Annotated in this window: 8 protein-coding genes; 1 reads left to right on the top strand and 7 read right to left on the bottom strand. The window is 34.9% G+C overall.

The genetic code is table 11. From position 1 onward, the window contains the following. Positions 1-9 precede the first annotated feature (9 nt). The 3 genes from Q4Q40_RS13080 to Q4Q40_RS13070 all read right to left on the bottom strand — a co-directional run bounded on the left by Q4Q40_RS13080 (position 10) and on the right by Q4Q40_RS13070 (position 6,143). The gene (locus Q4Q40_RS13080) at positions 10-663 is read right to left on the bottom strand and encodes a hypothetical protein (RefSeq protein ID WP_303302294.1); all 654 of its coding nucleotides are present in this window, start codon (positions 661-663) and stop codon (positions 10-12) included. A gap of 1,408 nt (positions 664-2,071) precedes the next feature. Continuing rightward, a complete protein-coding gene (locus Q4Q40_RS13075) occupies positions 2,072-2,200 on the bottom strand; it encodes a hypothetical protein (RefSeq protein WP_303302293.1) in 129 nt (42 codons plus the stop codon). A 187-nt stretch (positions 2,201-2,387) separates the two neighbouring features. Continuing rightward, positions 2,388-6,143: a T9SS type A sorting domain-containing protein gene (locus tag Q4Q40_RS13070; protein ID WP_303302292.1), complete on the bottom strand. Its 3,756-nt coding sequence runs from the start codon at positions 6,141-6,143 to the stop codon at positions 2,388-2,390. Positions 6,144-6,401: 258 nt separating this feature from the next. On the opposite strand from Q4Q40_RS13070, the gene Q4Q40_RS13065 reads away from it, so the two are divergent. Then, complete coding sequence (locus Q4Q40_RS13065; RefSeq protein ID WP_303302291.1) at positions 6,402-6,608, top strand: hypothetical protein; 207 nt, start codon at positions 6,402-6,404, stop codon at positions 6,606-6,608. Positions 6,609-6,847: 239 nt separating this feature from the next. Here Q4Q40_RS13065 and Q4Q40_RS13060 read toward each other — a convergent pair whose 3' ends face one another. From Q4Q40_RS13060 to Q4Q40_RS13045, 4 genes are all read right to left on the bottom strand, one after another. After that, the gene (locus tag Q4Q40_RS13060) at positions 6,848-7,381 is read right to left on the bottom strand and encodes a hypothetical protein (protein ID WP_303302290.1); all 534 of its coding nucleotides are present in this window, start codon (positions 7,379-7,381) and stop codon (positions 6,848-6,850) included. 301 nt (positions 7,382-7,682) lie between these two features. Continuing rightward, positions 7,683-8,942 carry an acyloxyacyl hydrolase gene (locus tag Q4Q40_RS13055; RefSeq protein WP_303302289.1) on the bottom strand — a complete coding sequence of 420 codons (1,260 nt, stop codon included), beginning with the start codon at positions 8,940-8,942 and terminating at the stop codon, positions 7,683-7,685. 268 nt (positions 8,943-9,210) lie between these two features. After that, entirely contained in the window at positions 9,211-9,687 is a 477-nt protein-coding gene (locus Q4Q40_RS13050; protein WP_303302288.1) for a DUF6155 family protein, read from the bottom strand. 498 nt (positions 9,688-10,185) lie between these two features. After that, the gene (locus tag Q4Q40_RS13045; protein ID WP_303302287.1) at positions 10,186-12,765 is read right to left on the bottom strand and encodes a DUF6923 family protein; all 2,580 of its coding nucleotides are present in this window, start codon (positions 12,763-12,765) and stop codon (positions 10,186-10,188) included. Positions 12,766-12,931 lie beyond the last annotated feature (166 nt).

The raw sequence follows: 12,931 nt of genomic DNA, 5'->3' as shown, positions 1-12,931 counted from the left end.
CTATTGTTTTTATTTTTTGTCTACAGTTTCAATTATTACTTTAGGTTCTACATTAGTTTGTGATTCATTGTTGGCTCTAACACTACCATTGAAATCACTTAAATCAATTTCCTCAACAATCTCTCCAAAATTATAATTGAAATTGTCATTATTCCATATCCCATCTACTTTATTTGAATTATCGTTGTATCCCCAAGTCCATTTTTGTAGTTGTTCATAATTGTCGCCTTCTAATTTTTTTGCAAAAATAATTATGAATTGTTCATTTACAGTTAGAGAATTAGGAGGTCCGTAGAATCCTTCAGCAGGAGAAGTTTGTGGATCATCAGAGAGAATAATTTCAAAATCACCAGGGGCATTAACTTCTATTATTGTTCCATTAGAGTACCAAAGGTTTTCATCTTCCATCACATCTCCATCTAAAACTGGTAAATGATTAAAATTACTTGTTTGTATATAACTATCATTTTCCAAAATTCTTTCTGAAGCAGTCACAAGTTGTATTAAACAATATTGCCCATTATCAGCATCATTTTCTGAAGTAAAGGTAAGAGTGAAACAAAATCCTCCATTAATACTAAATGTTTGGCCATTTAATCCTGACGGGTATTCAGCCTCAGTATTTTCATCTAAATTTGACATTCCATTAATGTTAATAATCATTTTTTTTTAATTAAATTACTTACTCTATTTATAAATAGGCTTTTCAGTATTCCGCCTTAATAATTAGCTTTTTTTTTAATTCGAACTAACGTTAGTGTTTCATAAAAGCAGTCGTTAGTGTTTCTGGTTTTCAATCGTATATTCCTTTTTTGGGCTAATTAAACATTAGCTTTAAGTAATTATTTATTTTCCCACAAAAAGAGGAATTGTGGACAACGTAGAAGAAGCTGTCTAAAAAATGATGAACTTTATCATCCAGAGTAAAGCGAAGAATCTTATTTATCTAAAAATCAAAAAGATTAAAGTCTTTAGAGATTCTTCACAGCTTTGCTGCTACCTTCGAAACAAAATATATTTTGTTTCTCGGTAATATTCAGAATGACACTTTTTAGACAGCCTCATCCATAATATGAATCACTAATATAGTAAGATTTTTCCTTATTTATATGTAAGATTATAAATATGTAGCAAAAAGATTAAAAATAAAAATTAGAGCAGGTCAATACCACAACCATTTATTCATTCCTGTATTTACATTTGGTGAACTATAATTTAATTCTGTTGTATTTACAAAGTTTAATGATTCAGTATCACTTTTAGAATGTTGTTTGAACTCGGATGATTATCATATCCATCAAAAAAAGTCAGCTTTAAACGTTGTCGTTTCTTCAACTTCAGCTGATTTTACATTTACTGAAATTAGGATACGTTTTAAGTGGTTTTTGTTTGGGAAGCCTGTTTTATAAGCTTTAACAGTTTAGTGTAAATACGTTTCGGTGCAATTAATAGCATACAAATCATTCTGGATTATATGCTTCCTTAAATTCTGAAATTTCTTTTATAGAAGGGTTGGATTATTCTTTCCAATGAATTTTAAGTCTCTTATTTCTTCATGCGAAAGGTTTAAGGGCTGCTCGAGTAAAAGGCAGGTACTAAACTAATATCACAATATGTAAAACATATTAGATAACCTATTTTTTGAGCAACCCATAAAAAACAAACTAACTCTCAATCTTTATAACTTTATTTTTGTAATACCCTTCTTATTTTTTGTTCACTATGTCAAGTAATATATAAGCGAAACTAGCTATTTCTCTTACTAAAAAAATAAAAATTTCGACCAACAACTTCTAGGAACCGATAAGAATAGTAATCTGTAGTTTTATAAACTTTTTAGATATCATGAAAACAACGCATTTATTCAGCTCAAAATAAATAGGTTACATTTTTAACTAAACCATTATGATTGGAAGTCCATAGGTTCGTTTTGACAGACTGAAAGTCTGTTTTGTGAAATATGATAAAACTGAATTCCTGTGAATTCGTGTCTAAAATTTTTAGAAGCTAAAAGCACTAAAGTACATAGTTTTAACTGCCTTACTTTGGCTATAAATACCTTTTATTTCTATTATCCCTCTAAATTCACTTTTTTAGTTCCATCAAGTGATTTATCTACATCTTTTTGAATCGCATTGGGAGCATATTGGTTACTATCGGTCGTAATTTTGAATACCCAAGCATGTGAACTTTTTCCCATATTTTTAGGCGGTACAATTTCAAGACCTTCTGGAGTTATCCTATGAACGACTTTAAAATTAATTACTTACAAAACACATCAATAGTAGCCTTTCGACTCCGTTCAAGGCAGGTTAAAGTCGAGATGACATTGTTGAAATATAGTATAAGCCTCATTTAAATGAGGCTTATACAGTATTAGTAAATCGTTACTTCACTATAAGTCTATAGGTTTCCTTTGCCTGTTGAGAATTTAATTCTATGAAATAAACCCCCATAGCTTTCTCTAATTTAAATTGATAAGTCGTTTCGTTGATATTTTCTTTGTGATAGATTAATTGGCCATTCGTATTAAATACTTTTATACCTACATTTTTTAACTCACCTAAACTAATATTAACAATGCCTTCATTTGGATTAGGAAAAATAGATACATCACTAAATATTGTGTTTTTCTCTATTCCTAATACCGAAACAGGAACACATATAGAAGTATCTGTACAGCCATTTTTTGTTACTTCTACAGCATAATTACCAGAATTTGTCGCGGTAAATGATACATTATTTTCTCCAGGGATTGGTAATGTGGTATCGCAATTTATCCATTGATAAGATGCCCCAATTTCATTTGACGTTACTGTTGAAAGATTGACCGCAACTGATGTGTCTATAGTAACAACTGTTACGGTTATTGAAGCTTCCACCGCATTACAAGTACCATCCAGTCTAGCATAGTACGTTGTGGTGGTTGCTGGTGAAACAGATAATGGATTTGAATTTCCCAGATTGTTTCCTGTGCCTCCTGCCCCATCGTACCAGGTTAATGTCGCGCCACTTCCTGCGGATACACCATTGGCTGTTAAATCTACCGAAGTGGAAGCACAAACATTATTCGTACTGGCAGTGGCCGAGGTGATGCTTGATGCTGTTTGATCTACTGTTACGGTTACTGAAGCTTCCACCGCATTACAAGTACCATCTAGTCTCGCATAATACGTTGTAGTGGTTGCTGGTGAAACGGATAATGGATTTGCAGTTCCCAGATTGTTTCCTGTGCCTCCTGCTCCATCGTACCAGGTTAATGTTGCGCCACTTCCTGCGGATACGCCATTAGCGGTTAGATCTACCGAAGTCGAAGCACAAACATTATTCGTACTGGCAGTGGCTGAGGTGATGCTTGATGCCGTTTGATCTACTGTTACGGTTACTGAAGCTTCCACCGCATTACAAGTACCATCCAGTCTCGCATAATACGTTGTGGTGGTTGCTGGTGAAACGGATAATGGATTTGAAGTTCCAAGGTTATTTCCTGTGCCTCCTGCACCATCGAACCAGGTTAATGTCGCACCACTTCCTGCAGATACGCCATTGGCTGTTAGGTCTACCGAAGTGGAAGCACAAACATTATTCGTGCTGGCTGTAGCTGAGGTGATGCTTGATGCCGTTTGATCCACTGTTACGGTTACTGAAGCTTCCACCGCATTACAAGTACCATCTAATCTGGCATAATACGTTGTAGTGGTTGCTGGTGAAACAGATAATGGATTTGCTGTTCCCAGATTATTTCCTGTGCCTCCTGCGCCATCGAACCAAGTTAATGTCGCGCCACTTCCTGCAGATACGCCATTGGCTGTTAGATCTACCGAAGTCGAAGCACAAACATTATTTGTACTGGCAGTGGCTGAGGTGATGCTTGATGCTGTTTGATCCACTGTTACGGTTACTGAAGCCTCTACTGCATTACAAGTACCATCTAATCTCGCATAATATGTTGTAGTGGTTGCTGGTGAAACGGATAACGGATTTGAAGTTCCCAGATTGTTTCCTGTGCCTCCTGCGCCATCAAACCAGGTTAATGTCGCGCCACTTCCTGCGGATACACCATTGGCTGTTAGGTCTACCGAAGTCGAAGCACAAACATTATTCGTACTGGCGGTGGCTGAAGTGATGCTTGATGCCGTTTGATCAACTGTTACGGTTACTGAAGCTTCCACCGCATTACAAGTACCATCCAGTCTCGCATAATACGTTGTGGTGGTTGCTGGTGAAACGGATAATGGATTTGAAGTTCCTAGGTTATTTCCAGTACCTCCTGCCCCATCGAACCAGGTTAATGTCGCGCCACTTCCTGCGGATACGCCATTGGCTGTTAGATCTACCGAAGTCGAAGCACAAACATTATTCGTACTGGCGGTGGCTGAGGTGATGCTTGATGCTGTTTGATCCACTGTTACGGTTACTGAAGCTTCTACAGCATTACAAGTACCATCTAGTCTGGCATAATACGTTGTAGTGGTTGCTGGTGAAACGGATAATGGGTTTGCAGTTCCCAGATTATTTCCTGTGCCTCCTGCCCCATCGTACCAGGTTAATGTTGCACCACTTCCTGCGGATACACCATTGGCTGTTAGGTCTACCGAAGTAGAAGCACAAACATTATTCGTACTGGCGGTAGCTGAGGTGATGCTTGATGCCGTTTGATCTACTGTTACGGTTACTGAAGCTTCCACCGCATTACAAGTACCATCTAATCTCGCATAATACGTTGTGGTGGTTGCTGGTGAAACGGATAATGGATTTGAAGTTCCCAGATTATTTCCTGTGCCTCCTGCGCCATCGAACCAGGTTAATGTCGCGCCACTTCCTGCGGATACACCATTGGCTGTTAGGTCTACCGAAGTCGAAGCACAAACATTATTCGTACTGGCGGTAGCTGAGGTGATGCTTGATGCTGTTTGATCTACTGTTACGGTTACTGAAGCTTCCACCGCATTACAAGTACCATCCAGTCTCGCATAATATGTTGTAGTGGTTGCTGGTGAAACGGATAATGGATTTGAAGTTCCCAGATTATTTCCTGTACCTCCTGCGCCATCGAACCAGGTTAATGTCGCGCCACTTCCTGCGGATACGCCATTGGCGGTTAGATCTACCGAAGTAGAAGCACAAACATTATTTGTACTGGCGGTGGCCGAGGTGATACTTGATGCCGTTTGATCTACTGTTACGGTTACTGAAGCTTCTACAGCATTACAAGTACCATCTAGTCTGGCATAATACGTTGTAGTGGTTGCTGGTGAAACGGATAATGGATTTGCTGTTCCCAGATTATTTCCTGTGCCTCCTGCCCCATCAAACCAGGTTAATGTCGCACCACTTCCTGCGGATACACCATTGGCGGTTAGGTCTACCGAAGTGGAAGCACAAACATTATTCGTACTGGCGGTAGCCGAGGTGATACTTGATGCCGTTTGATCTACTGTTACGGTTACTGAAGCTTCTACAGCATTACAAGTACCATCTAGTCTGGCATAATACGTTGTAGTGATTGCTGGTGAAACGGATAATGGATTTGCTGTTCCCAGATTATTTCCTGTGCCTCCTGCCCCATCAAACCAGGTTAATGTCGCACCACTTCCTGCGGATACGCCATTGGCGGTTAGGTCTACCGAAGTAGAAGCACAAATATTATTTGTACTGGCGGTAGCTGAGGTGATGCTTGAGTTTGTACAAGAACTGATTGTATTTTGGACATCTCCAGTCATTGTAACAAATTCTCCGATCGGGCATGCCCCTCCCAAATTATCCACCCATGTGCCTAAGGTTAAATCTGGTGGGTTTGGAAAGGAAGCAGATGTATTGAAGTAGAGAACGGCCGTAGAATAATCTGGAGCATTTAAAGGCCCATCATTATCGAATGAGACTTCCCATCTTGAATTACTAATGTTCCACTCTATTTGTATCTCACAAACACCAGCGGGACAACTTTGCGCAAAATCGGATGGTGTACTTTCGTAAGTATTACGGATTGTTCCACTATCATTGGTTGTTACGGTTGCTGTTAACGTGTAATCTTGGGCTCCCAAAATATTTGATGTACACCCTCTAAATGTAATTTGAGAATTTGCAACATTATCAATGATTACGGTAAATACAAGGAGTAGTAATATTTTTGTCTTGGTCATCTTTTTTAATGTTATTGTTAATATTTTTAAACGTTTATGCATAATAACATCTCATTTTCCTACAAGTGTTTTCTTACTTAAAATTAGACATAGAAACAGCATACTAATCTTTGACTAAGAAGCATTTACGTATTTTTATTATATGGTATACCTGTTGTGCAATGTACAAAAATAGCTTCAAAATTAGTTGTAATTTCACACATTATCTTCAATACACTAAAAAAGGGTATTAAGAAAAATTATTTTCTCACTTTTAAAATGAGTGATCGCAGTCCAAAACACTTTTCTTATGGACACTTAAAATCCATTTTGGTTTTAGAATATTTGTATGTACTTAGGCAAGCGTATTATGAAGAAAGTGGACAAAAAGGCACGCGGCTTATTATGTTTTTAAACTCTGTTTGGTTGGATGTGTATAGGCTATTAATAAGTTTTTATTTTAGCTTACGTTTAAATGGTGTTTGACAGTATAAGGTAAACTAGCTGGCTTTATCTATAACAAAATGATGCCTATTATGTTTGTCTACAAGAGAATATCATGCCATTTAACAAATTGTTTTTAGACTAAAAAAAGCCCCTAAATTAAGGAGCTTTTGAGTTAAATTCTGTATGTTTTTAGAGACTTGTGCAACGATTACCGTTGTTGGCAACAATACTTTTATATTCTGATTTTATAGTTTAAAATTTTATAATCAAGTACATTTTTATAAAGCTGTTATACTTTTAATTGTAATTCCGATAAAGCAATCATCCATACATCCGTTTTCAAAATAACCGCAAGTTGAGATTAGCCCATTGTTTTCTATTTCGAAGTATGTCGTTGCATTGTCTCTTTTTATTAACCATACCTCTTTAGCTTTATCATATATTTCATCTAAAGTTAAAGCAGAAAAAGCACTTGTATGTTCGTGTTCTGAATTATTAATGTCATTTTCATTCTCTGTCCATTCCAATTGGTCTACAGGAATAAAGTTTTCTGCCCCAGATGTGTATTTAAAATCCCGTTCAATTATAACCCCATTTGATACGGTTATAGTCGTTTCCCAACCATAACTTGTAAAAACAGAGCCCCCAGATACCACATATTTATATGAATTATTTGAAGATTCTTTAAAATCCAACCAAGCTTCTTGGCTATTTTCGAAATCAGTTTGATAGTTCAAATCGTCATCAGACTCGCAAGAAGCTATTAAGAAACTAACTAATAATATTGTAATAAAATAAATTTTATTTTTCATATTTATACTTTATCAAGTAGATGTGAAATTCACTTATAGGTTGCGTCAAATTATTAGGTTGCGTCAAATTATTACCAATATTTGACACAACTTACTTGTATAAATTAAAGTTTGAAATATTCTTTTAAATTCTATTTATGAATTTAGTTTTTGAGTTATTAATAGTCAGCGTTTTATTCCTCAAATAACAAAATTCGATTTTTGTCTCACCCAGAACTTCAAAAAAAGGCAGTTCTGATGGTTCCAAAAGAGTCATAAATTGGAAATCCCAATCCAAGGATCGGAGAATTTTTACATTCAATCATCTACTTCTGGATTTAAAGGTTTTCACATAACCTACGGCTAATTCTGTAAAATCTGCTTGTCCAAGATTTGAATTTATAAAAACACCCGTGTAAAGATTGTTAACAGGTCTTTTAGCAGTTCCTATCAGGTAATATTTTAGTCCTAATCGAGCAGATATTGTACGCTTAACTTTGTAGTAAGACTCATCTAAATTACCGAGTTTATAATAACCACCGCTTTCGGTAATAACTCTTGGTACATCTCCCCAACCTTGATTAATACGCCAATCAATTTTATATGCTGGTTTATAAATGTTTATACCCACCTGTAAGTCTATTCCAAAATGATTTAATAATAATTCGCTATTGGCTGTTATGCCAACGTTTAAAGCATTGGTAAATGCATTAGACTTTAAGCCTGAAAATTCTCTGCCATCTTGAACTAGAGATTCATTATTTGTAATATAATTGTAATACGCTTCATAAAACCTGAAATATGCCCCCAGACCAAGTTTTAATACATTGTTGTATACCTTACCGTAATCGCCAGAGATAGTATATACACTTTCTTTATCATCAAAAACTTCAGAAAGTACATTTAGACCATAACCATAACGTATTGAAAAATAATCAGAAATAGTCCTTTCAGATATTTTTATAGGTGTTGCATTTTTTGACAAATTTTTAGAGGTTTTTATTTCTGCTCCAACACTAAATAAAAAAGCGTTGTAACCTTGGTTTGGCAATTTTGTATGTCCGTTAGAATTATGGGCATATCCCAATCCAATTCGCCAATTAACTTGTTTAGATTTTATCATGTTATAATACATAAATAGTCTAAATGACCAAGTAAAATCTGTAGATACTGCTTTATTAAATTCGTTTGTAATTGGGTGGTGTTTTTTAGTAAGATAAGAAATTCCTGTGCCTAAATACAGGTTTATATCTTTACATTTAAAAGCATTGAATTCTAAAAAAGGTTGTAGTGTAAAAATATCTCCTAGTTGCGCTTTGTTCCCTAGATTAGCGTATCCTATATTTATACCTGTTTTCTGAACTTTCAGGTATGAAGCCCATTCTTTTGTATATTTTGTGTGATGCCAGCCTAAACTCATAAAGACTTGTTTTTGAAGACCTCTATCTGGAAAGTTAGTATTTGGTTCTCCTGTAATACCAATAAGAATTTCTGGAGTAATACTAAATAAATTAGAATCATTTCCTTGTCCTGTCGAAATTAAAACACTCAAGAACAATAGAAAGGTTAGTCTGTTTATCATAAATAAAATTATATAGGGATTTTTTTAGGAATAAATATGTGAACAGCGTTTATGTATAATAGTGCGGTTTTGTGTGCGAGTATTTCCCATCCTGTTACACTTTTTTATCGAGGAGGAAAATAAGACATAGCAAATGTATACTAACATTTGATTAAGCTAACTATCTGATTATTTTTTATATGACGGTGGCGGTTTATGCACTGGTTTTTATTTTTTTCTACTTCGGTCAGTTTTATATCCATGGCATAAATGTAAGGTTTTATTAAAACTAATAAATAAGTTCTATTCCAAATTCACTTGCTTTATCCGAAATTAAGTTAATTTTTTCTTGGTATTCTTCCTCTAATCCTAATTCTGAAATTCCGCTTGTTGCACTGTCAAACATTTTTTCTAATGCTATATAATAACGCTCATCCCAATATCCAAAATCTTCAATAATTTCCAAACAGCAACTTACATAGTGTAATTCCAATTCAACATTAAGTTCCGTAATTTTCATTTTTCGGAGGGTTCTGATTAATTTTCGTGCTTCAGCTTCACGTAAATTCATATTTCTACCGCTAGGGTAAATATATTTTTCGACTTCTTTTTTATATTTTTCTACCAGTAGTTTTATTTCTCCAGTTGAAAAAATATCTAAAAAGGTTTTTACGGACGGTATTTTTTTGTACATGTCTGAAATCAGTTTAATGATTTCAGTTTTGTCCATTTTATTCAATTCTTTTTTTACCTCTCTAAGTGCCATTTTAAAATCTAATGTTGTTTTTTTTATTTGTGATTAATGATTTGTAAAAAAACATCAAGTTCGTGCTATATTTCCTGTATGCACAATGTCATTAAGTTAAGGATTTTTCAACCTCAACTGTCTGGTTGAGCGCAATCGAAACCTCTTTATTTGTTAGAATGATGAGTTCTCGACAAGCTATGCTTGCTGCTTTCACAACAAAATATATTTTGTTGTTCAGTAATGCTCGAACAGACATAAATCACCTTAACTTAATGACATTGTCCTGTATGCCACTAAAGTAATAAAATTTCTCCTTTGATTTATTAGTGCAAAATGTAAATAAAACTATATGATTTAACACATTACGTTTCCAGCTTCTAAAACTTTTGACACGAACCAGCCTCCTGGCTGGTTTCACGAAATAGACTTTCTGTCTGTCTAAACATTTTAAAATATAAAAAGGCAAAAAAACTTACGTCTTTTGCCTTTTCAAAAACAAATTAGAGTAGCCACTAGTTATTCTAGTAGTAATTTAATGGTTTTATAGTTTCTATACTTGCTTTTCACTTTACAGAAATACATTCCAGAACTTAGATGGTCTCTCTTTATTCTAATGTTGTTTTGACCTTTTACAGTTTGAAAGTCAATTTGCTTTACCAAATGCCCTATTTGATTATACATTAACAGTTCTACTGCTTCTGAAGCTTCTGCTGTAAAATGAATTTCAGTATTAGATTTCATCGGGTTTGGTATGGCTGTAATTTGTAATGAATCGTCTGCGTTTAAAGTTGCAACTGACAATGTATTACTTACCGAGAAGCGTAATTGCTCTAAGGTCATTTCTTTAGTTTCCTCTTCGCCACTTTCAGATAGCATCGTAAACACGACAGATGTTACATCATTTACTGCCATAGCTTCATCTGTAATCGATTTAAATTCTGAAAATGGGATACTGTAATCTTGTAAATTATCTGTTAATGTTATCACAGCCTTGTATTGAGATTCCCAATTACTCACACTTTGTTTAACTAATCTTATAATCATCGTACCTGTTCCTTTGGCTTTTAATTGAAAGCTATTATAACCAGATAGGTCTATAGGGTTAAATTTTGGTGTTAAAGCTCTGTATGCTGCAACATACTCGCTGGTGTTCGCTTTTAATGTGATGTTTCTCTCAATAGGGAATTCATCATCATTAAACTGTTCTTTATTAACTTCAACTTCATAATTATTAACGGTGGTACTAGGCGCTGCATCATCATAACCCCAAGGACCATCAGACATAAACAAATCGTCTGGAGTTGCTACACCATCCCCTATTCTAAAACCAATATCAAACAGATTTCCTGCATCAAGTTCTATATTAGTAATGTAGTTTCCATCTAAATCTAAAGAAGAGGCTACATATTCAACGGTGTTTGTTTCTGTGACTCTTAAACCACCATCAAAATTTACAGTTGCTGTTCTATTAGTATTTACAATTTCTAAATCAAGTTTTCCATTAATGTATTTTCCTTTTCTAACAAATACTGATGGTGGTGCTGAATTGTTATACTCTGAAATTGGTTTTTGAACTTCTAACAGTCTAACAACCTCTTCCCCTAGCCTTAATAAATCATCTAAAGAATTAGACCATATTTGAAAGTTATAAAAAGGCACATTAGTTTCATACTTATCTAAATTCCAGTGGCTTTCTATTGAAAAATCTGTATCATTATTTACTGATTTTGCCGACAAGCTTAATACAAACTCTAAGGAGCCATCAACATTTTTTATAAGTGCTTTTATGAATTGTTGTTCTCGTATTTCTATCGTTGACACGGATATTAATTCTGCACCTAATAAACGATCACAGATGTATTTTGTATGCTCGTAAACCCCTTTTTCTGTTTTTAACAATAGTATGGAAGCGACTGCTTCACCTTGTTTCATATAATCTACCGAATATACATTTGTAGCATTGGTTATGCTTAACAGATCTGTTGGTGATGATTCTATAACCCCATCTTCTCCTATGGTTTCAAAAGGAATAAAATCGCTTAATTGTAAACTTCCTTTTGCTGTTTTCTTTCCATATTTGGCAGATTTCGAAAAACGTTTCGCCGTGTTTTTATCAAACTTATAACTTGCTTTTGCTCTATTAAAGTTTCGTTTACTAATTTGCTCGGATAGTCTGTTGTTACTTTCTAATCCTCCTGCATTAGCACTAGATGTTGGTGCTGCTATAACAGGACACGCTGCATAACCAGAACATGAAGGATCTTCACAATCTATCAATCCGTCGCCATCATCATCAATACCATTGGTACAATCTTCTTGTGGTACTGGAGCTGTTGGACAACGTGCTCCATCATTTTGTGAACTTGATGGTCCGAACGCAAAAAGATTTGAGTCCATAGCATTTGTACCATTTAAATCTTGAACATTTTGAATCACATATATGGTCCCCGTTTGATTAGCTGACACATAAAAACGACCAGAAGCATCAAAATAAACGGCACCATAGGTATAGTTTAAACCAGAAAGGATAGGGACTTCACCCATATTTTCTATACTACCTGTTTCTGCATCTATACGGTATAAAATATTTGTTTTCTTTTCTACGGTATATAATTTACCATCTACTGAATTAAATGCCCAGTCGTGAATGCTTATATTTTGTGATAAATTCTTAGTTGCTATATAATTTCCATAATTATCAGATTCTGGATTTAAATCTATGGCATAATATGGCGTTCCTCCTCCTTTTAAGTAATAAACACCTTCGGCACTTACATCACCTACATAACGTCCGCTAGTAGGTAACTCATCAACATAAAAAATAAGCGTTGAAAAGTTTTTACCTATTCTAACTATAGATTTTGATGGAAAACTTAATGAGCCCCAGATAAATCCATCTGCTGGATTATAGGCAGCAGCGTTAATAGTTCCTTCGGTTACATCGGTGGCTACGGCATATGAACTCCCCGAAGCTAAATCTATAGCATACACGTCGTTATATTGAAATAAGTAAGCATTATAATCACAATTGAATGGAATATCTTGTGTATAGGCATTCGTGTAGATAAGTACGAGTAATAGTAGTATTTTTTTCATAATAGTTGTATTTAATACTCTAAAGTTATATGACTATAAGGGGTTATATTTTTATTTTCGGTAGATGAAAATTAAGTGTAGACGAATGGAGGTATTACCTAGATTAGTTATTTTTCACCTAAAGAATGGACAGGAAGTCTACAGGTTTGCTTTGTTAGACTGAAAG

Source organism: Flavivirga jejuensis (genome assembly GCF_030540765.1).
GTDB lineage: Bacteria > Bacteroidota > Bacteroidia > Flavobacteriales > Flavobacteriaceae > Flavivirga > Flavivirga jejuensis.
This window is presented reverse-complemented; position numbering and strand designations above follow the sequence as displayed.

Excerpts from the sequence above, each read along its gene's own strand:
- Q4Q40_RS13080 (WP_303302294.1), bottom strand. The coding sequence starts at position 663 with ATGATTATTAACATTAATGGAATGTCAAATTTAGATGAAAATACTGAG.
- Q4Q40_RS13075 (WP_303302293.1), bottom strand. The coding sequence starts at position 2,200 with ATGGGAAAAAGTTCACATGCTTGGGTATTCAAAATTACGACCGATAGT.
- Q4Q40_RS13070 (WP_303302292.1), bottom strand. The coding sequence starts at position 6,143 with ATGACCAAGACAAAAATATTACTACTCCTTGTATTTACCGTAATCATT.
- Q4Q40_RS13065 (WP_303302291.1), top strand. The coding sequence starts at position 6,402 with ATGAGTGATCGCAGTCCAAAACACTTTTCTTATGGACACTTAAAATCC.
- Q4Q40_RS13060 (WP_303302290.1), bottom strand. The coding sequence starts at position 7,381 with ATGAAAAATAAAATTTATTTTATTACAATATTATTAGTTAGTTTCTTA.
- Q4Q40_RS13055 (WP_303302289.1), bottom strand. The coding sequence starts at position 8,942 with ATGATAAACAGACTAACCTTTCTATTGTTCTTGAGTGTTTTAATTTCG.
- Q4Q40_RS13050 (WP_303302288.1), bottom strand. The coding sequence starts at position 9,687 with ATGGCACTTAGAGAGGTAAAAAAAGAATTGAATAAAATGGACAAAACT.
- Q4Q40_RS13045 (WP_303302287.1), bottom strand. The coding sequence starts at position 12,765 with ATGAAAAAAATACTACTATTACTCGTACTTATCTACACGAATGCCTAT.